At 75.6% G+C, this 19,858-nt stretch carries 15 protein-coding genes; 10 read left to right on the forward strand and 5 right to left on the reverse strand.

Annotated elements, in window-relative coordinates; genetic code table 11:
- Window positions 1-67 precede the first annotated feature (67 nt).
- Together ABL57_RS14030 and ABL57_RS14035 are read left to right on the forward strand one after the other, a co-directional pair.
- Window positions 68-1,399, forward strand: a complete 1,332-nt coding sequence (locus ABL57_RS14030; protein ID WP_047804087.1) for an Ig-like domain-containing protein — start codon at window positions 68-70, stop codon at window positions 1,397-1,399.
- Window positions 1,400-1,498: 99 nt separating this feature from the next.
- Window positions 1,499-2,542, forward strand: a complete 1,044-nt coding sequence (locus ABL57_RS14035; protein WP_082157452.1) for a TIGR01906 family membrane protein — start codon at window positions 1,499-1,501, stop codon at window positions 2,540-2,542.
- A gap of 54 nt (window positions 2,543-2,596) precedes the next feature.
- Here the strand turns inward: ABL57_RS14035 and ABL57_RS14040 are convergent, their stop codons facing one another.
- Window positions 2,597-4,249 carry a dolichyl-phosphate-mannose--protein mannosyltransferase gene (locus ABL57_RS14040; protein ID WP_203225634.1) on the reverse strand — a complete coding sequence of 551 codons (1,653 nt, stop codon included), beginning with the start codon at window positions 4,247-4,249 and terminating at the stop codon, window positions 2,597-2,599.
- A 79-nt stretch (window positions 4,250-4,328) separates the two neighbouring features.
- Here ABL57_RS14040 and rsmI point away from each other — a divergent pair, with 79 nt between their 5' ends.
- From rsmI to cynS, 3 genes are all read left to right on the forward strand, one after another.
- Window positions 4,329-5,234, forward strand: coding sequence for a 16S rRNA (cytidine(1402)-2'-O)-methyltransferase (gene rsmI, locus ABL57_RS14045; RefSeq protein ID WP_047804088.1), 906 nt, complete (start codon window positions 4,329-4,331; stop codon window positions 5,232-5,234).
- Between the two features lie 151 nt (window positions 5,235-5,385).
- Window positions 5,386-6,228 (forward strand): formate/nitrite transporter family protein, encoded by an 843-nt coding sequence (locus ABL57_RS14050; protein WP_047804089.1) that lies wholly within the window; start codon window positions 5,386-5,388, stop codon window positions 6,226-6,228.
- A 61-nt stretch (window positions 6,229-6,289) separates the two neighbouring features.
- Entirely contained in the window at window positions 6,290-6,727 is a 438-nt protein-coding gene (gene cynS / locus ABL57_RS14055) for a cyanase (protein WP_238986061.1), read from the forward strand.
- A gap of 281 nt (window positions 6,728-7,008) precedes the next feature.
- On the opposite strand, the gene ABL57_RS14060 is transcribed toward cynS, so the two are convergent.
- From ABL57_RS14060 to ABL57_RS14070, 3 genes are read right to left on the reverse strand one after another with little or no spacing between them, the layout of a single operon-like run.
- Window positions 7,009-9,354 carry a transglutaminaseTgpA domain-containing protein gene (locus tag ABL57_RS14060; RefSeq protein WP_053004981.1) on the reverse strand — a complete coding sequence of 782 codons (2,346 nt, stop codon included), beginning with the start codon at window positions 9,352-9,354 and terminating at the stop codon, window positions 7,009-7,011.
- Window positions 9,351-10,952, reverse strand: a complete 1,602-nt coding sequence (locus ABL57_RS14065) for a DUF58 domain-containing protein (protein WP_047804091.1) — start codon at window positions 10,950-10,952, stop codon at window positions 9,351-9,353. The genes ABL57_RS14060 and ABL57_RS14065 overlap by 4 nt, the downstream gene beginning before the upstream one ends.
- A complete protein-coding gene (locus tag ABL57_RS14070; RefSeq protein WP_047804092.1) occupies window positions 10,949-11,899 on the reverse strand; it encodes a MoxR family ATPase in 951 nt (316 codons plus the stop codon). The genes ABL57_RS14065 and ABL57_RS14070 overlap by 4 nt, the downstream gene beginning before the upstream one ends.
- A gap of 120 nt (window positions 11,900-12,019) precedes the next feature.
- On the opposite strand from ABL57_RS14070, the gene ABL57_RS14075 reads away from it, so the two are divergent.
- The 4 genes from ABL57_RS14075 (at window position 12,020) to ABL57_RS14090 (ending at window position 16,408) form a co-directional block, all read left to right on the forward strand.
- Window positions 12,020-13,033 (forward strand): TatD family hydrolase, encoded by a 1,014-nt coding sequence (locus ABL57_RS14075; RefSeq protein WP_047804093.1) that lies wholly within the window; start codon window positions 12,020-12,022, stop codon window positions 13,031-13,033.
- A gap of 214 nt (window positions 13,034-13,247) precedes the next feature.
- The gene (locus ABL57_RS14080) at window positions 13,248-14,150 is read left to right on the forward strand and encodes a DUF559 domain-containing protein (RefSeq protein ID WP_047804094.1); all 903 of its coding nucleotides are present in this window, start codon (window positions 13,248-13,250) and stop codon (window positions 14,148-14,150) included.
- A gap of 411 nt (window positions 14,151-14,561) precedes the next feature.
- Window positions 14,562-15,464, forward strand: coding sequence for a 16S rRNA (adenine(1518)-N(6)/adenine(1519)-N(6))-dimethyltransferase RsmA (gene rsmA / locus ABL57_RS14085; RefSeq protein WP_047804095.1), 903 nt, complete (start codon window positions 14,562-14,564; stop codon window positions 15,462-15,464).
- Window positions 15,461-16,408 carry a 4-(cytidine 5'-diphospho)-2-C-methyl-D-erythritol kinase gene (locus ABL57_RS14090; protein WP_047804096.1) on the forward strand — a complete coding sequence of 316 codons (948 nt, stop codon included), beginning with the start codon at window positions 15,461-15,463 and terminating at the stop codon, window positions 16,406-16,408. Before rsmA ends, ABL57_RS14090 begins: the two co-directional genes overlap by 4 nt.
- Window positions 16,409-16,460: 52 nt before the next feature.
- Here the strand turns inward: ABL57_RS14090 and ABL57_RS14095 are convergent, their stop codons facing one another.
- On the reverse strand, window positions 16,461-18,218 hold the full coding sequence (locus tag ABL57_RS14095; RefSeq protein ID WP_047804097.1) for a polymer-forming cytoskeletal protein: 1,758 nt from the start codon (window positions 18,216-18,218) through the stop codon (window positions 16,461-16,463).
- Between the two features lie 192 nt (window positions 18,219-18,410).
- On the opposite strand from ABL57_RS14095, the gene ABL57_RS14100 reads away from it, so the two are divergent.
- The gene (locus ABL57_RS14100; protein WP_152683405.1) at window positions 18,411-19,733 is read left to right on the forward strand and encodes a ScyD/ScyE family protein; all 1,323 of its coding nucleotides are present in this window, start codon (window positions 18,411-18,413) and stop codon (window positions 19,731-19,733) included.
- Window positions 19,734-19,858: the final 125 nt, after the last annotated feature.

Below are 19,858 nucleotides of genomic sequence, written 5' to 3' on the forward strand. Positions count from 1 at the left end.
GGTCGGTGTGCCTATCGTGGGGCCCGTCCCCGAGCGCTTCCCCCCGTCCCCTCGAGGTGTCCCCACGATGTCCCTGTCCTCCCGTCCCCACCGCGCGCCCCGCGCCGTCCCGGCCCGCCGCCTGCTCGCGCTGGCCACGGCGACGGCGGTGCTCGCCACCGGCTGCGCGCACGCCGCCGGGGCCCACTCCGGTGAGCCTGCGCCCACCGTCGCGTCCTCCACCGGGTCGGCGGCGACCTCGGCCCCGAGCGCGACGCCGGCCATCACAGGGCCGGCCACCACGGGGCCGACCGCCACGGAACCGGCCACCACGGCGCCGGCGGGCCCGCAGCCGGCCGGCGTCGTGGTCACGCCCGCGGACGCCGCCGTGGAGCACAATCCCGTGGACCCGGTCGTGGTGCGCACCGGCGTTGGCGAACTGGGCGAAGTGGTGCTCGTGCCCGCCGCCGGTGGGGTGCCCGTGCCCGGGGAGCGCTCCGCGGACGGGCGCACGTGGACCAGCACGGACGTGCTGGCCTTCGACACCGCGTACGTGCTGCACTGGACCGCCGCGGCCGGCGGCACCACGAGCACGGGCACGAGCACCTTCAGCACCGTCTCGGCGGCCCAGGAGGTCGACGCGCGGGTCAACGTGGCCGAGGGCGGGGTCTACGGCACCGGGCAGATCCTGCAGTTCACCTTCTCGGAGCCCGTCCGGCACCGCGACGAGGTCGAGCGGGCGATCACCGTGCGCGGCGGCGGGGACCGGGCCGGGGCCTTCCGCTGGTACTCCGGCACCGTGCTGCGCTACCGGCCCGCGGACACCTGGGAGCCGCACTCCGAGGTGACCGTCTCCCTGGACCTGCTGGGCCTGGACGTGGGCGGCGGGATGATCGGCAACCACGACCTGCGCCGCAGCTTCTCGATCGGCGCCGAGCACTACGCCCGCGTCGACGACGCGACGAAGACGCTGACGGCCTACGTCGACGGCGAGGTCGCCGGGACGTTCCCCGTCACCCTCGGCAACCCCGACTGGCCCTCCACCACGGGCCGGAAGGTCATCATGGAGCAGGCCCCCAGCTACCTGTTCAAGGCCTCCTCGCTGAGCCTGCAGCCCGGCGACCCGCACTGGTACGAGACCTTCTGGGCCTCCAACGTGTCCCGGCTGACGGCCAGCGGCGAGTTCGTGCACCAGGCCCTGCCCTCGGCGATGCCCGTCCTGGGCGAGGCCAACGTCTCGCACGGGTGCGTGGGCATGTCCGCCGAGGGCGCGAAGTTCGTCCACGACGTCTTCCGCCCCGGCGACATCGTGGAGGTCGTCGGCACCGGGTATCCGCAGGCCGACCCCGACGACGGCTACGGAGACTGGAACATCCCGCTGGAGCACTACGCCGACGAGTCGTGGCAGGGCAAGTGGTGAGGCGCCGCCGCTGAGGTCCCCGGTGGGTAGGATCGGGACCGACCGGCGCGGTCCCGCCCGCGCCGAGCCCATGAGCACCCCCGACCGAAGGACCCGCCCGTGCCCTCCTCCAGCAACGACAAGGCCCCCTGGCAGCAGGCCGGCTCCGCCGCGGCGGACGCCCGGCGCGGCGAGGACCCGGTGTGGACGGGACTGCTGCCCGCCGTCCCGCCCGCCGACCCCGCGCCGGAGCCCGGCCGCGACGGCGCACCCGCGCGCGAGAGCGGAGCCGAGCCTGCGGAGGGCAGCGCGGCGGCCGGCGGGTCCGGGCGGGCTCCGGGCGGCTCCCGCGCCGTCGGGGCCGTCGACGTCGGGGAGGACGACGAACCGGACGCGGAGGCCCGCCGCCGGGCCGCCCTGCGCCGCGACGCGCTGGCCGACGAGCCCCGGTTCCCGCGCCTGCAGCAGGTCTTCCTGGCCCTGCTGCTGCCCCTGGCGCTGCTGGCGGCGGCGGTGCGCACGGTGGCCACGCCGCTGTTCCTGTGGGCGGAGTACCACCGGCCCGGCTTTCCCGCGGACCGCTACGGCTTCTCCACGGACGAGCGGATGGTCTACGGGTCCTACGGCCTGGACTACGTCCTGAACTGGGCGCCGCCCGAGTTCCTCGGCGGGCTCGTGGGCGCGGGCGGGGGCCGGCTGTTCCTGGGCTCGGAGGTCGCGCACATGACGGACGTGAAGATCGTCCTGCAGAGCGCCCTCGCCGCGGTCGCCGTCCTGGCCGTGCTCGGCCTCGTCTCCTCCCTGTACCTGCGGGCCAAGGCGCCGGGGGCGGCCTCGGGCGCCCTGTTCTTCGGGTCGTGGCTGACCGTGGTGCTGCTGGTGCTGCTGGCCGTGGCGGCGGTGCTGGGCTGGCAGCAGTTCTTCGCCCTGTTCCACTCGCTGTTCTTCGCGGAGGGCTCCTGGACCTTCCGGGTCTCCGACACCCTGATCCGGCTCTATCCCACCCAGTTCTGGATGGACGCCGCGATCACGGTGGGCGCGCTGGCCCTGCTGGGCGCCCTCGCCGTGATGGCCGCGACGTGGCCCACCGCGTTCCGCCGGCACCGGGCCCTCGACCGGGTGCGCCGGCGCCAGGAGCTCAAGCGACGGCTCGCCGGACGCTGACCGGGGCGGCCCCGGACCGACGACCCGGACCCGGGCGGCCCGGATCCGGGCGGCTCAGATCCAGGCGGCGAACCACATCCGTTCCCGCCACTGCCCGTAGGGGACCGTCTCGGCGTACCAGACCGGGGCGAAGTGGGCGCTCAGCAGCAGCGCCGCGGCCGTGAACACCCCCACCACCAGGAGGCCTGCCCGCCGGCGGCGCACGGAGTCCTCCGGCCGGCCCAGCACCAGCCCCAGCATCCCGGCGAGCATCAGCATCAGGAACGGCTGCACCGGCAGCGCGTAGAAGTAGTACATCGTCCGCTCCGGAAACAGGTACCAGGGCAGGTACCCGGCGGCGAACACGCCGAGCAGCGCCCCCCAGCGCCAGTCCCGCCGCACCGCCCACAGCCACGCCGCCACCAGCACGGCGGCGATCCCCGTCCACCACAGCAGCGGGTTGCCGATGTTGAGGATGGCCTGGGAGCAGTTCTCCACGGCACATCCGGCCGCACCCTGCTCGGGGGCCTCGTAGAAGTAGGAGGTGGGCCGTCCCAGGGTCAGCCACAGCCACGGCAGCGCCTCGTAGGAGTGCTCGGTGCCCAGGCCGCTGTGGAAGCCGTAGGCGGAGGAGTGGTAGGCCCACAGCGAGCGCAGGGGAGCGGGCAGCCACAGCACGCCCTCGCCCGGGTGCTCCTGCGCCCACCGGCGGTCGTAGGCGCCGGTCGAGGCGAGCCAGCCCGTCCACGTGAGCACGTAGACCACCGCGCCCGTGCCGACCACCGCCAGGAACGCCGGCACGCCGTCCTTGAGCACCGCGGCCGGGAACCAGTGCCGGATCCCGGCCGTGCGGCGGGCGTTGAGGTCCCAGAGCACCGTGAGCACACCGAGGCCGGCGACCAGGAACAGGGCGCTCCACTTCACGCCGACCGCCAGCCCGCAGGCCGCGCCCGCGGCGATCCGCCACCAGCGCACCCCCAGCCACGGCCCCCACGCGAGGCGGCGGGCCAGCTGCGCCTCGGGCACCTGCCGGTCCGGGGGCACCCCCAGCCGGGCGACCAGGCGGCGGCGGCCGTCCCGGCGGTCCAGCAGGAGCAGGACGAAGGCGAGCAGGACGAAGAACATCAGGAAGACGTCCAGCATCGCCAGCCGCGACTGCACCAGGTGCAGCCCGTCCACGGCGGTGAAGAGCCCCGCGAGCGTGGCCACCGTGAGCGAGCGGAAGAGCAGCCACCCGGCGGCGCACACCAGCGCGATCGACAGCGTGCCGAACAGCGCCGAGGAGAAGCGCCACCCCACGGGGTCCTCGGCGCCGACCAGCCACATCCCCCAGGCGATGAGCCACTTGCCGACCGGCGGGTGGACCACGTAGGACGGGCCGCTCAGGGCCTCCGGCGGCGTGCCCGCCACGAACAGCTCGTCCGCGCCCTCCGGCCACTGCCGCTCGTAGCCGTAGCGCAGCAGGGAGTAGGAGTCCTTCACGTAGTAGGTCTCGTCGAAGACGATCGCGTCCGGGTGGGAGAGCCCGTGGAAGCGCAGCACCCCTCCCAGCACCACGACGAGCAGCGGTGCCAGCCAGGCCAGGCGGGGCACCGCCGCGGCGGGCGGCAGCAGCCGTGCCCGCAGGGCGTCCGGGGCGAGGGACCGGCGCAGCGTGGTCACCGGTTCCCCGGCCCGGGTCACCGGGCCGCGGGCTGGGGCGCGCACCGAGGAACTCACGGAAGTCATCGTAGGGGACGGGCCCCCGCCCGCCCCGGACGTCCGCGGGGGAGGGGAGAGCCCCCGGGCCGGGCCGTAGAGTGGACCCGTGCACACCGAACCCCACGACGACGCCCCGACCGCCGCCCCCGCCGACCCGGCCGGCGGCACCGCGGGCCCCGGGCGGGTCGTGCTGGCGGGCACCCCGATCGGCAACCTGGGGGACGCCCCGCCCCGGCTGCGGGAGGCCCTGGAGACCGCGGACGTGCTCGCCGTCGAGGACACCCGCAGGCTGCGTCGGCTCACCGCCGGCCTCGGCGTCACCACCCGCGGGCGGGTGCTGACCCACCACGAGCACAACGAGGCCGGGCGGGTCGCCGAGCTGCTCGACGCCGTGCGCGCCGGGGCCACCGTGCTGGTCCTGTCCGACGCCGGGATGCCCACCGTCTCCGACCCGGGCTACCGGCTGGCCGAGGCCGCCGCGGCGGAGGGCCTGACCGTGACCGCCGTGCCCGGCCCCTCGGCGGTGCTCACGGCCCTGGCGGTGTCCGGCCTGCCCACCGACCGGTTCACGTTCGAGGGCTTCCTGCCGCGCAAGTCCTCCGAGCGGGCCGCCCGCCTCGCCGAGCTCGTCGGCGAGCGCCGCACCATGGTCTTCTACGAGGCCCCGCACCGGCTCGCGGTCATGCTCACCGCGCTGCAGGAGGCGTTCGGGCCCGGGCGCCGGGCGGTCGTCGCCCGGGAGCTCACCAAGCTGCACGAGGAGGTCGTGCGGGGTTCCCTCGCCGAGCTCCTCGACTGGTGCGCCGAGGGCCAGGTGCGCGGGGAGATCGCCGTCGTCGTCGCCGGTGCCCCGGCCCCCGAGGCGGCCCGCCCCGAGGACCTCGTGGCCGAGGTCGAGGCCCTCGTGACCGGGGGCGCCCGGTTGAAGGACGCCGCCGGGGAGGTCGCCGCGCGCTCCGGCGTGGGCAAGCGGGAGCTCTACGAGACGGTGCTGGCCGCCCGCAAGGGCTGAGTGCGGCGCCTCACCGCCGGGCCCGCCCAGGGTGCGCCCGAGTTGACCCGGTGGTGCCTGCACCGACACGGCGCGGAAACACGGTCCGCCCAGAATCGAGGGCAGCCGGGTCCCCGGCACCTCCCGTCCTTCCCCGTATCGGAGCCACGCCATGTCCTACGTGCATCCCTCGGACTTCGTCACGAAGATGATCGACGCCGGTGAGGCGAAGGTCTTCATGTCCACCCGGGACACCCTGATCCGGGCGTTCATGGCCGGTGCCATCCTCGCCCTGGCCGCGGCGTTCGCCGTGACCGTCACCGTGCAGACCGGTCAGGCGGTGGTCGGGGCGCTGCTCTTCCCGGTGGGCTTCTGCCTGCTGTACCTGCTCGGCTTCGACCTGCTGACCGGGGTGTTCACCCTGGTGCCCCTGGCCCTGATCGACAAGCGCCCCGGCGTCACGGTGCGCTCGATGCTGCGCAACTGGGGGCTCGTCTTCCTCGGCAACTTCGCCGGGGCGTTCACCGTGGCCGTCATGATGGCGATCATCTTCACCTACGGCTTCTCCACCGCGCCCAACGAGGTCGGGCAGGCCATCGGCTCGATCGGGGAGGGCCGCACGGTCGGCTACGCCGACTACGGCGCCGCCGGGATGCTGACCCTGTTCGTCCGGGCCGTGCTGTGCAACTGGATGGTCTCCACCGGTGTGGTCGCCGCGATGATGTCCACGAGCGTCTCCGGCAAGGTGATCGCCATGTGGATGCCCATCCTGCTGTTCTTCTACATGGGCTTCGAGCACTCGATCGTCAACATGTTCCTGTTCCCCTCGGGCCTGATCCTCGGCGGCGACTTCTCCGTCATGGACTACCTCGTGTGGAACGAGATCCCCACCGTGCTCGGCAACCTCGTGGGCGGGCTGACCTTCGTGGGGCTCACCCTCTACGCCACCCACGCCCGGACGGGCCTCACCCGGCCCCGCCCGGTGGCGCAGGACGTGCCCGTCGCCGCGGAGTGACCCGCCGCCTGCCGCACCGACCGCCCTTCCGCCGTTCCGAGGAGCACCAATGACCCCCATCATGACCAGATCCGACGCCGCCGAGCTCGTGGTCGCCGCCAGGCTGCGGCGCGGCCTGTCCTGGCACGAGATCGCCGAGCGGATCGGCGCCGCACCGGTGTGGACCACCGCCGCGCTGCTCGGGCAGCACCCGCTGAGCGCGGACCAGGCCGGCCAGGTCTGCGAGCTCCTCGGGCTGGACGGGACGGTGGCCGAGAGCCTGCAGCGGCAGCCGTCCCGGGGCGCCGACCCGGAACGCATGGCCGATCCCACGATCTACCGCTTCACCGAGGCCCTGGCCGTCTACGGACCGGCCCTCAAGGAGCTCATCCACGAGGAGTTCGGGGACGGGATCATGAGCGCGATCAACTTCCGGGTCGACGTCTCCCGGCGCCCGGACCCCGACGGCGACCGCGTGGTGGTCACCTTCGACGGGAAGTTCCTCGACTACAGGTGGTGAGCTCGTCCCTCCCACTCCCACGCTCATGCCCACTCCCGGCTTCCCGTAGAGCCCGAGGTGATCTCTCTCGAGCGCCGAGTCCCCCATGAGCTCGCAATCCCCCCGGTCTGATCGGGGGGATTGCGAGCTCATGGGGGACTCGGCGGGTTGGGGGTTCCGGTGTGGGGGACTCGGCGGGTCGGGGGTCAGATGTGAGGGGACCCGGCGGGTCTGCTGTTCGGGTGTGGGGGACTCGGCGGGGCGGGGGAAGGAGGCGGGGCGGAAGGAGGCATGCGGGGCGGTCAGTGCCGGTGACGCCAGGTGGGCGGCAGCCAGCGGGCCCGGCGGGCACCCGGGCCTCCACGCCCGGCCAGCGCGGCACGCACCGCGGCGAGGTCCTCGGGATCGGCCTCGGGTGACCACGGCGCCGCTGCCGGCGCGTAGAGGGCGCGCTCCACGTCCCGTCCCAGCCGGCCCAGCGCGGCGCCGGCCGTGGGCACGGTCGCCGCGATCCGCTCCACGAAGGCCCGTGGGGTCTCCGCGGCGGCCCGGCCCAGGCCGTGGTCGGCCGCGAGGTCCTCGAACTCCGCCCAGCCCGCCGTCGCACGGGCTACCGCCGGGGCGCCGGCGTCCCCGAGCAGGCGCATCCGCCGCCTGCGCCGCCGGTCCCGCAGCAGACGGGGGAGGGCGGCGAGCAGGACGAGCAGCGTCGCGGCCAGTCCGCCGGTGAGCCACAGCAGCCGGCCGGCCGGTCCGGGATCAGGCTCGGGGGCGGTGGCCGCGGGAGGCTCCGGCGTCGGCACGGCCGTGGGCGCGGCCGAGGGCGCGCCGGTCTCCTCGGGCCCGGCCGTGCTCGCCGGGGTGGGGGTGTCCTCCGGCGCGGCGGTCGGCTCGGTCGAGCCCTCTCCCTCCGCCGGCCCCTCGTCCTCGTCGGTGGCGCCCTCGGCGGCGTAGCCGGGCACGTCCCCGGTGCCGGGGGTCGGCTCGAAGCGCACCCAGCCGGTGCCCTCGAACCACAGCTCCGGCCAGGCGTGGGCGTCGCGCGGCAGGACGGTGAAGGTGTCCCCGAAAGTGCCCTCGGCCGCGGTGGGCGACGGCAGGTAGCCCACCGCCACGCGGGCCGGGATGCCCAGCTCGCGGGCCATGACGGCCATCGCCGGGGCGAAGTGCCCGGCGTAGCCCGTGCGGGTGGCGAGGAACTGCTCGAGCGCGGCCATGCCGCCGGCGTCGTAGCCCCGGGCGGCCGGGGCGTTCGCGTCGTAGCGGAACTCCTCCGAGCGCAGCCACTCCTGCAGTGCCAGCGCCTGGTCGAAGGCGGTCGGGGCGTCCCCGGCCCGTTCCCGCGCGGCCTCGCGCAGGGCCGTCGGGGTGTCCTCGGGCAGCTCGAGGAACGGGGCGAGCTCCGCGGTCCGCGCCGCGGCCGGTGCCCCGCGCAGCTGCGCGGACGTCGGCTCGGCCGCCACCGCCCGCGCCTCGTAGGTGGTGCCCTCGGGCGGGACGCCGTCACCGTGCACGGTGCGGTGCTGAGGGCTCACGGCCCAGTCGCCCTCGTCGAGCCCCGTCACGCCGACCGGAGCCCAGGGCAGGGGCAGCCAGCGCTCGGACCAGTCCCGCAGCTGCACGGAGGCGCTGCGCTCGGCGGCGGCCGGTCCCGCGGCGTCCGCGCCGAGGGCGTCGAGACCCGGCTCCAGGCCGGTGCCGTCCGGGAACCACTCGGCCCCGGTGAAGTCGTCGAGCACGAGCACCCGCAGGAGCTCGGGCTCACCGGTGCTCGTGCGGTACTCCAGGCGCGGCCGCTGCTCCGCCGAGCGCAGGTCCTGCCCCACGGCCCGCAGCGGCCCCACCCCGGGGGCGCGGTCCCCGCCCGGTCCGCTGCCCTGGGGGAACGCGCCGTTGACGAAGCCCGGCACCACACCGGGCACGAGCAGGGTCACGGCCAGCACCCCGGCGACCACCACCAGGGCCCGGGCCCAGGTGCCGGGGGCGGCGGCGGTGCGGGCCTCGCGGACCGCGCCGAAGCGGCGGGCCCCGGCGAGCAGCACCAGGGCGGCGAGCACGGCCGCCGCGGTCCCGGCCAGCCCGACGCTCTCGGGCAGGACCAGGGCGGGCAGCACCAGCGGGGCCAGCACGCCCAGGGCGCTGGCCCCGGGCAGGCGCAGCACCACGAGCACCGTGTCCACGAACAGGGTCACGAGGCCCGCGGCGACGGCGGCGACGAACGCGAGCGCCGTCGTGTCCGGGTACGGGGCGGGTCGTCCCGCCGCGATCCCGGCGGCCTCCCGTCCGAGCTCCCCGGCCAGGGCGAGGCTGCCGGGGGTCGGGACGAAGCCCAGCAGCGCGGGCTCGCGCAGGAACACCACCGTGAGCACCAGCGCCAGGGCGCCCGCCCCGAACAGGGGCGCGAGCACGGACAGGCCCAGCACCCGTGACGTCGCGGTGGCGGCCAGCACCGCGAGCGCGGCCAGCAGGCAGCCGGGGACCCAGCTCCCGCCGTCGAGGACCGCAGCCGGTCCCACGAAGGACAGCGCGACGGCCAGCAGCACCGTGCCGGACAGGCCGAGCACGGCGGCCACGGAGCGCCGGGGTGCCGGGGGCACGCCGGGGGCGGCGGAGTCGCGCACAGGGGAGCGCACGGGGGCGGCGGTCACCGCAGCGCTCCGGCCGTGCGGGACCCGGTGCCCAGATGCGCCCAGGCCTCCTCCGGGACCGTGGCCGCGGTGACGACGACGACGGACCAGCCCGCCGCCTCGAGGGCCGCCGCACCGCCCGGAACCCGGTCGGCGTCGGCGGCCACCAGCACCGCGCTGCCGGCGCCCGCCCGGTGCGTGCCGTGCAGGATCCGCTGCGCGCCCGCCCGGTCGAGGTCGCCGGAGACCAGCAGCACCGAATGGACCAGGCCGTCGCGGTCGAACCGGTCCGCCAGTCCGTCCTCGGTGCCGGGCCAGGCGCCGGCCCGGTCGCCGGGACCGGCGCCGGTCCCGGCACCCGGATCGGCACCGGGCGCGGAGACCGGGTCCGCGCTGCCGCTGCCGCCGACGGTCCCGTCGATCCCGCGGCTGTCGCCGGGGCGAGCCTCTCCGCCGCGGCGGCTGTCGGTGCCGGCCATTCCGCTGCCGCTGCCGCCGTCGATGCCGCGGCCGCCGCCGCGGTGGCCCGCTCCGCGGCGGCCGCTGTCGGCGCCGGCGGTGACGTCCGGCACCGGCAGGGGCCGGACCCGGGCCAGTCCGTGCCGGGCGTCCTCGGCGGCGTCGTCGTCGATCGCGGTGACGCGCCCGCGGACCGCGGCGTCGTCGTCCTCCCCGCCCCGGGGCAGGGGACGGCCCCGGGTGTCCAGGGCGTGCACGGCGGTCTCCCGCTGCGTCAGGTGCTCGAGCACCGCGGCGGTGAAGGACACGGCCCACTCGAACTCGGCCGTGCTGGGCAGCACCCCGGCCCACTGCCGCTCACCGGGCCACGCCGTGTCGTCGAGGTCCAGGAGCAGGCTGAGCCGCCGGGTGCTGCGGGGGTCCTCCTGGCGCACCATGAGGGTGCCCTGCCGGGCCGAGGCGGCCCAGTGCACCCGGCGCACGGGGTCCCCGTGCCGGTACTCGCGCACGGTCACGTTGTCGGGACCGGGCTGGGGCTGCGCGGTGCGGACGGGGTCGGTGCCGGACTCCCGCAGCCGGTCGGCGCGGATCTCGGGCAGCTCCACGGGATCCGGGGCGACGTGCAGGGAGGTGCGCTCGGAGGCGTCGAGCAGCTCGGTGGCCAGCCCGAACGGATCGGCGACCCGCACCGTGGCCGGGCCCAGCGCGTACACCCCGCGCCGGCGCGGCCGGACGGTGTAGGCGGCCGCCTCCCCGCCGGGCTGCACGCTCAGCTCCCGGTCCCCGCCGAGGGGCTCCGGCACCCGCTCGAGCACGGCCACGGCGCCCGCGGCGCTGCCGGCGCGCCGGGACCGGTGCCGGACCCGCAGCCGCACCACGGCCGAGTCCCCGGCCGTGACCAGGGCCGGGTCCACCCCGCGCTTGAGCAGCACCCGGGGCTTGACCACGGACAGGGACAGGGCGGCGAACAGCGGGGCCCCGCCCAGGAACAGCGCGAGCGCCAGCACGTCCTTGCGGCCCAGCCAGGTGGCCAGCAGCAGGCACAGCGCCCCGGTCCCGAGGAACGCCCAGCCGCGGCCGGTGAACCGCGCGCGGGAGTCCACGGGCTGCTCCGCCCGCTCGCCGTCCTCCGTCCGCAGGGTCTCCGGCCGGCGGCTCATCGGGACCGTGAGGCCGGCTCGGCCGGGACGCGGACCTCGTCCAGGACCGCCCGCACCAGCTCCTCCGCGGAGTCGGTGCCGGCGCGGCGGTCCAGGATCAGCCGGTGCGCCAGGACGGGCACCGCGATCGCGCGGACGTCGTCGGGCAGGACGTACTCCCGTCCGGCGAGCGCGGCCTCCGCCCGGGCGGTGGCCTGGAGCTGGAGCAGCGCCCGGGGGCTCGCGCCCAACCGGATCTGCGGATGCGAGCGGGTGGCCTGGCCGAGCGCCACCACGTAGGCGCGCACGGCGTCCGAGACGTGGATCCCGCGCACGTGGGCGACCAGGCGGGCGGCCTCCTCGAGCGGGACGACCGGGCGCAGGCCCTCCAGCGGGGAGCCGCCGCCGTGGTCGGACAGCATCGACATCTCCGCGGCGGTGTCCGGGTAGCCCATCGAGATCCGGGCGGTGAAACGGTCCCGCTGCGCCTCCGGCAGCGGGAAGGTCCCGTCCATCTCCACCGGGTTCTGCGTGGCGACCACCATGAAGGGGGAGGACAGCCGGTAGGTGGTGCCGTCCGCGGTGACCTGCCCCTCCGCCATGCACTCGAGCAGCGCGGACTGGGTCTTGGCCGAGGCCCGGTTGATCTCGTCGCCGATGACCACGTTGGCGAACACCGGGCCGGGCTTGAACTCGAACTCCCGCCGGGCCTGGTCGTAGACCGCCACCCCGGTGATGTCCGTGGGCAGCAGGTCCGGGGTGAACTGGATGCGCGCCACCGAACCGCCGATCGCCGAGGCCAGCGTCCGGGCCAGCATGGTCTTGCCCACCCCCGGCACGTCCTCCACGAGCAGGTGGCCCCCGGCCAGCAGCACGCTCAGGGCGGTGCGGGCCGCCTCGGGCTTGCCCTCGATCACCGTGTTGATCCGGTCCAGGACCGCCTGCGTGTACTGGGGGAAGGACTCCATGGGCTCCTCGGCTTCCTGCTCGGGCGTCTGCTCCCAGTATGTCTGTCCGGCCCCAGCTCGTAGATTGGTCGGTGCCCGCGTGTTTCCCGCCCCGTTCCCCGAGTTCCCGAGGTGCCGCCCGTGACCGACCCCAACACCACCCTCCTCACCGCATCCCTGTGGCCGGATCCGGCGTCCCGGCCCGAACCCGCCCCCGGCGCGACCCCCGCCGCCTACGCGCCCGAGCACTACGCCGTGCCCGAGGACGCCCCCGCCGGGGAGGGCACCAGGCGCCGTTCCGCCCAGGGCGACGACGGGCGCCGCCGCAACCTCGCCTACCCGCCGGCGCCGGAGCCGCTGCCGCACCCGGTGGTCGACAACCACACCCACCTGGACCTGCAGGACGGCCGGGTCCAGGTCTCGGTGCGCGACGCCGCGGACGCCGCCGCGCTCGCCGGGGTGGGCGGGCTCGTGCAGGTCGGCTGCGACGTCCCGTCCTCCCACTTCGCCGTGGCCGCCGCCCAGGCCGACCCCCGGGTCCTCGCCGCGGTGGCCCTGCACCCCAACGAGGCGCCGAAGCTGGCCGCCGCCGGCGCCCTCGACGAGGCGCTGGCGGAGATCCGCGCCCTGGGGGAGCACGACCGGGTGCGGGCCTTCGGGGAGACCGGCCTCGACTACTACCGCACCGAGGGGGAGGGCCGGGAGCACCAGAAGCGCTCCTTCCGGGAGCACATCCGCTTCGCCCGGGAGACCGGCAAGGCGCTGCAGATCCACGACCGGGACGCCCACGCCGACGTCGTCGCCGTCCTGCTGGAGGAGGGCGCTCCGGAGCGCACCGTCTTCCACTGCTTCTCCGGGGACGCGGAGCTCGCCCGGACCTGCAACGAGCACGGCTGGTACATGTCCTTCTCGGGCACCGTGACCTTCAAGAACAGCCACGACCTCAAGGCCGCGCTGCGCATTGCCCGGCCGGAGCTGGTGCTCACCGAGACCGACGCCCCGTTCCTCACCCCGCACCCGTACCGGGGCCGGCCCAACGCCAGCTACGTGGTCAACTACACGGTGCGCGGCATGGCCGAGATCCTGGAGCAGGAGCTGGAGCCGCTGTGCGAGCGGATCTGGTCGAACACCACCGAGGCCTACGGCCCCTTCTGACCCCCCACTTGTGCGCCGGCCCCCACTTGCGCGCCGAGCCCCCCATGAGTTCGCAGTTCCCCCCGATTGATCAGGGGGAACTGCGAACTCATGGGGGACTCGGGGCCGGTCCATGGTGGCTCCCCAGGTGCCGGCCCCGGCGCCGTCTCGCCGGCACGTCCACATCGAACGGTGGCGGTCCCCCGCAGCAGATGAACCCTGCTAATCCCGAGGCATGAGCGAACTGCAGAGCACGGCGGACCTCCTCGACACCGGCCTGAGCAACCACGAGATCCGCCGTCGGAACCGCACCGGGAAGCTTCAGCGGGTGCACCCCGGATACTTCATCGCCGCGGACCGGCTCCCGAGCCTGACCCCGGAGCAACGCATGCTCCTGAAGCACCGAGACTTTGCGCGGGCCGCACACACCGTTCCGGTGTTCTGCCTGGCCTCGGCGGCTGTGGTGCACGGCCTGGGACTGCGGCGGGTGCCCTCCCGGATCCACACCGTCTCCCCGCCCGGGCACGGCACGCACCACGGGTACGACGGCGTCGTCCGCCATCAGACGAGGCTGCCGACCGCGGACGTGGTGGTGGTGGACGGGCTGCGCACCACCTCGGCGGAACGGACGCTGCTGGACTGCGCACGCCTGCTGCCGTTCACCGATGCCGTGGTGCTCGCGGACCAGGCGCACCTGCTGGGAGTCTCCCGCACCCGGTTGGAGTCGCTGCTTCCGGAGTGGGCCGGGCAGCGCGGAGTCCGGCGCGCGCGATCGGTGCTGACCGTCATGGATCCGCGCTCCGAGTCCGTCGGGGAGACGCTCACCCGGTTGTTGCTGATGGAGTACTCGCTGCCCGTGCCGGAGCTGCAATGGGTCATCGACGGCCGCAGCGGGTCCTACCGCGCCGACTTCGCCTGGCCGGAGCACCGCCTGGTGCTCGAGTTCGACGGGGAGACCAAGTACGTCGGCACAATGACCATCCACTCCGTCCTCCGGGACGAACGACGCCGCGAGAGCGAGATCCAGGAACTCGGCTGGACGGTGATCCGGGTGGGGTGGCATGACGTCGTACGCCGTCCCGCGGCGACCGTCGCCCGGATCGAGACGGCTCTTCGCCGAGGAACGGGCGCCCGCTGACTCCTTGGGCACCGATGCTCGGCGCCGCATCCGATGCCGCAATTGCTGCCGGCTTGCGAGGTTCTCCTGCTGTCATGTGCTGTCGACGAGCCACCCGCCCCGCGATGCCCTTGCCTCATCCCTTCTAATCCCTTGCCGCCCAGTTCGAGTCCCCCATGTGCTCGCAATTCCCCCAGGACGATCCGGGGGAATTGCGAGCACATGGGGGACTCGGCGGGGGCCTGGGGGAGTCCGCGGGGCCTGGGGGAGTCGGCGAGCACATGGGGGACTCGGCGGGGACTTGGGGGAGTCGGCGGGGCAGGAAGGGGACTCGGCGAGGGGTGTGGTGCGGGGTGGGCGGGGGCTGCGGCAACCGGGGTGTGGGGGCTCGGGAGAGGGGAGCGGGAGGCGGGCGGCCGATACGATGTCCCGGTGACAGAATCCACCCCGCCAGGAGCCGCCGACCGCCCCCTGCTCGGGCCCGCGGAGATCCGCGCGCTCGCGGAGCAGCTGGGCATCCGGCCGACCAAGACGCTCGGGCAGAACTTCGTGATCGATCCCAACACGATCCGGCGGATCATCGCAGCCGCACGGCTGAGCGAGCACGAGACGGTGCTGGAGGTGGGACCGGGCCTGGGCTCGCTCACCCTCGGGCTGCTCGACGCCGCGGAGCAGGTGGTGGCGGTGGAGATCGACCCTCCGCTGGCCGCGCAGCTGCCCCGGACCGTGGAACGCTTCCGGCCGGAGCTGGCCGACCGGCTGCACGTGCTCGAGCAGGACGCCCTGCGCGTGCTCGAGCTCCCGGCCGAGCCCACCGCCCTGGTGGCGAACCTGCCCTACAACGTGGCCGTCCCCGTGCTGCTGCACCTGCTGGCCCGGTTCCCCTCGATCCGGCACGGGCTGGTCATGGTCCAGGAGGAGGTGGCGGACCGGCTCGCCGCGGCGCCGGGGTCCAAGGTCTACGGCGTGCCGTCGGTCAAGGCCGCCTGGTACGCCGAGGTCACGAAGGCGGGGACGATCGGCAAGAACGTGTTCTGGCCGGCCCCCCAGATCGCCTCCGGGCTGGTGCGCTTCGTGCGCCGCGAGCAGCCGGTGGCGGAGGTGGACCGGCAGCTCGTCTTCGCCGCCGTGGACGCGGCGTTCGCCCAGCGGCGCAAGACCCTGCGCGCCGCCCTCGCCGGGTGGGCCGGCTCCGCCGCGGCGGCCGGGGAGCTGCTCGAGGCCGCGGGGATCGACCCCGGGCAGCGCGGCGAGAAGCTGGACGTGACCGCCTTCGCCCGGATCGCCCGGGCCGGGGCCGCCGCCGGGCTCACCGCCGGAGCGCGCGGCGCATGAGCACGATGATGCTCACGGAGCAGGTCCAGGCCCCCGGCAAGGTCAACCTCTTCTTCGCCGCCGGCCCGCCGCGCCCGGACGGCTACCACGACGTGGCCAGTCTGTACTGCGCGGTCGGCACGACCGAGACCGTGACCGCCACGCTCACCGCGGGGACCGGGTTCACCGTGGGCGTCGCCGCGGTCCCCGGCTCGCTCGTGGCCCAGCAGATCGCCCTCGGCAGCTTCCGCCTCGACGCGGTCCCCACTGACGACTCCAACCTGGTGGTCCGCGCCGCCCGCGCCGTGCTCGGACACCTGCCCGCGCTGCCCGGCGGCCTCCACCTGCAGATCGACAAGGCCGTGCCCGTGGCCGGCGGCATGGGCGGCGGCTCCGCCGACGCCGCCGCCGCCCTCGTCGCCGTGAACCGGCTCGCGGCCCGGGCCGGCGGCGTCCCCGGGCTCGACGACGACGCCCTGCTGCGGCTCGCGGCCGGTCTCGGCGCGGACGTGCCCTTCGCCCTCACGGGAGGCGCGGCGGTGGGCACCGGCACGGGCGCCCGGCTGCGGCCCGCGGCGGTCGGCGCGCCCCTGCACCTGGTGCTGGTGGCCGCCGAGGCGGGGCTGTCCACACCGGCCGTCTACGCCGAACTCGACCGGCTGCGCGCGGCCGAGGGCGTGCCGGCGCCCGGGCTGCCGGAGGGGCTCGAGCACGCCCTGGCGGCCGGGGCGCCGGAGGAGCTGGCCCCACTGCTGGCCAACGACCTCCAGCCCGCCGCCCTCTCCCTGGCCCCGCAGCTGGCACCGGTCCTGGCCGCGGGCGCGGCGGCGGGTGCCCTGGCGAGCTTCGTGTCCGGCTCCGGGCCCACCGTCGCCCACCTGCTGGCGGACGCGGATGCGGCCGAGACCCTGGCGGAACGGTTCAGGAGCCAGGAATCGCCTGCTCTCGCGGTGTCGGCTCCCTGACCTCATGACGTCCGGCCGCCGGGCTCCCGGTCCAGGGGCGTCCGGCTGACGTTCAGTCGTGCTGCGACCGGCTCTCGGGCCCGGCCCCCCGCCCGGACTCCACGTTGCCTTCGCTCGCCGCCCACGGCGGCCGGGCGGTCGTCGAGCCCCCTCCTGGGGATCCGGCGTCCGAGGTCTTCCCGGGACCCGTCGCCGCGCCCGGTCGCCGATCCGCCGGAACGTCCGAGCGTGAAAGCGGAGAAGCGCCCGGGCCGAGAGTCGGGAGAGCGTGCGAGGACGGACCCGGTGGCGCACCGGTCGGCCGTTCCTGCCTCCCCGCCTGCCTCAGCGTGCCGGCTGTCCCGGGGTCCTGGTCGCCGCTTCCCGGGTACGCGCCGATTCGGGCGCGTACGTGGGGGCCGGGTCCGGCCTGCGGGTACGCACCGGCTCCGGCACCCGGTCCGGCGGTCCCGCCCGGCGGCAGCCCCGCGGCCCGACCGCGCCGGTGCGCCCGGCGGCGGCGCAGCACGTCCCAGAGCCACACCGCCAGGGCGCCGACGCCGAACAGCGCCACCAGCAGGGCCACCACCGGCCCGAGGTAGGGCACCGCCCGCAGCAGCACGTAGATCAGCAGGCCCAGCGCCAGGGCCCCCGCGCGCTTGCCGAAGCGCGCCGGGGCGGGGTCCCGGAGCAGGAGGCCGCCGCCGGTGAGGCCGGCCACCACCGGGGCCAGCAGGGCGATGGCCAGGATCAGGCCGAGCACCAGCACGGCGTGGAGCACCACGCCGGTGGCCACGACCGCGGCCGCCAGCCCGCCGAGGGTCAGCAGTCCCAGGCCGATGCCCAGCAGGATCGCGACGACCAGGAGCGCCAGCGCCGCCACCGCGGTGCCGGCGATCGCGAGCACGCCCCATCCGAGGCTCAGGAGGGGACGGGTCCGCAGCACGGAGGCCGCTCCCGTCACGGTCCGCGGGATCAGCCACAGCGCCAGCAGCCCCGCCAGCAGCAGCGTGACGAACAGGCGCAGGCCGGACAGCAGCACGGCCAGCGGCCCGGTGGGCCCGGCCGGCTCGGCGTCGTCCACGACGACCCGCTCGTAGGAGATCTCCCCGGTGACCTCGGCGCCCGGGGCGATCGAGGCCTCGGCGGCCGACCGGTACGAGAGGTCCCCGGCCACGCGGGCCTCGTCGGTGAGCGTCAGGCCTCCCTCCACCGGGGGCACGGGCACCTGGGTGGCCGGCGCCCAGGCGGCCTCGACGTCGTCGGGGCTGCCGACGTCGGCCTGCACACTGCCGCCGATCGCGCCGGCCAGGGCGAGTCCGGCGGCGCCGGCGGTCACGCTCCCGTCGATGCTGCCCGCGAGCAGGGCCTGGTAAGCGCCGAGGAGCACGTCCCCGCCGACCTCGGTGCCGGGGCGGGTCTGCAGGCTGAAGCCGGCCGCCACGAGGTCCCCGGCCACGCGGGCCCCGTCCCCGATGTAGAGCGCCTGACCGGCGACCCGGGCGTCGTCGCCCACCGTGCCCTCGACCACGATGGTCTGGGCCGCGGCCAGGAGGTCGCCCTCCACCGTGCCGGTGACCGTCACCCGGCCCGCGGCCACCACGAGGTCACCGCGCACGGTGCCGTCCACGACGACCTCACCGGCGGCCGCGTACAGGTCGTCGTCGACGACCTCGCCCTCGGCGACCCGCACGGTCTCGTCGTTGCGGATCTCGGCGGCTCCGCCGGCCGGGGCGGCGAGCAGCAGCCCGGTGAGCGCGAGGGCCAGGGCGAGCGCCAGCCGCAGCAGGAGCGTGATGGGCGAGGTGCGGGACGGCTGTGGGACCTCCATGCTGTCGAGTGCACGCCGGGGCTCGGGAGCGTGTCAAGGATGCGGCCGCTCGTGACGCGTCCCCGCCGTCTACCTGCAGGTAGGTCAAGAGCCGGTCACGGTTGGCGCCGTTGCGGGCCGTTCCGCGCGCGTCGGTCCTAGCCTGGGCCTGTCGCACGGCTGGCGTGCGGCAACTTTGACCGGGGGTGGGTCATGAACAGACTGGGAGCAGGATCCGTCACGGCGGCGGTGGTGCTGGCCGGTGCGGTGCCGGCGGCGACCGCGCACGACGGCGACCGGCCGCCGGGGCCGCGCGTCGTCGCCGACGGCCTGGACAATCCGCGGCAGCTGAACTGGGGCCGGGGAGACGACTCCCTGGTCGTGGCCGAGGCGGGGCGCGGCGGTCCGGACTGTGTCGACATGAGGTGTGCGGGGGCGACCGGGGCGGTCACGCTGATCGGGGACCCGCACCGGCACACGCCCACGGTGACCTCCGTGGTCGAGGGACTGCTGTCCGTGGCGGGTCCGGACGGGTCCTTCGCGGAGGGGCCCGCCGGCGCGGACGCCACGGATGTGGAGGGGCAGTACCTCGTCGCCGGCTACGACCCGGCCCGCTTCGACCTCGCGGTGCCCGAGGCGCGGGGCGGGTCGATGCTCGTGGCCGGGACCGAGGAGGACGGGGCGTCCTATCTGATCCCGTACGCCGACCTGCAGGCTGCCGAGGAGGAGCTCAATCCGGACGGCGCGCAGGTCGACTCCAACCCGTACGCGGTGCTGTACGTGGACGAGGACGAGGACGCATCGCCGGACGGCTACGCGCTCGTGGCGGACGCCGGGGCGAACACGGTGTGGAAGGTCGAGCCGGACTTCTCCACCGCCACGGACGACGCCCCCCCGGAGTACGAGATCACCGCGTGGGCCACGTGGCCGACCACCGCCCTCGCCGACGGCACGGACGACCCGGCCGGGCCGGCCGAGTTCGTGCCCACGTCCCTCGCCACCGACGACGACGGGAACGTCTACGTGGGCGGTCTGGGCTCCGTCCGGCCGGGCGAGGCCTCGGTCGTCCAGTTCTCCGCGGACGGCGTCGAGCTGGAGCGGTGGGACGGCTTCACCGCCGTGACCGGCGTGGCCGTGGACGACGACCACCTGTACGTCTCGCAGCTGTTCGGACCCACGCCGCCGCAGCCCCCCGGGGAGACCCCGGCGGACGAGGCGCCGTCCACCCCGGGGGAGGTCCCCGGTCAGGTGGTCGTCCTGCACCGGCACCACGAGGACCCGGCGCGCTGGGCGGTCGACGTCCCGCTCCCGGCCGGACTGGCGGCCGACGGTTACGGCAACGTCTACGCAGCGGTCAACAGCGTCGCGACGGCCGAGGGCATCGCGGCCGGCCCGCAGAACCCCTTCGGCGCCGTCGGCGGCGGCGCGGTCTGGGAGCTGGACTTCTCCGACGCCTACCGGCTGGACGCCGCACCGGGCACCGAGGCACCGGACTCCGCGGAGGACGGGGAGACTACGGAATCCACGGACGGATAGCCCGGGGAGGAACGACGACGGTGGCGGGACCAGCTCCCGCCACCGCCGTCCTGCCGGGCCCGTCATGTCCAGCTCGTCGTGCTGGGCCTGTCGTGCTCGAACCGTCGTGCCGAGGCCGGTGTGCC

It is taken from the genome of Kocuria sp. SM24M-10, assembly GCF_001027955.1.
GTDB classification, from domain to species: domain Bacteria; phylum Actinomycetota; class Actinomycetes; order Actinomycetales; family Micrococcaceae; genus Kocuria; species Kocuria oceani.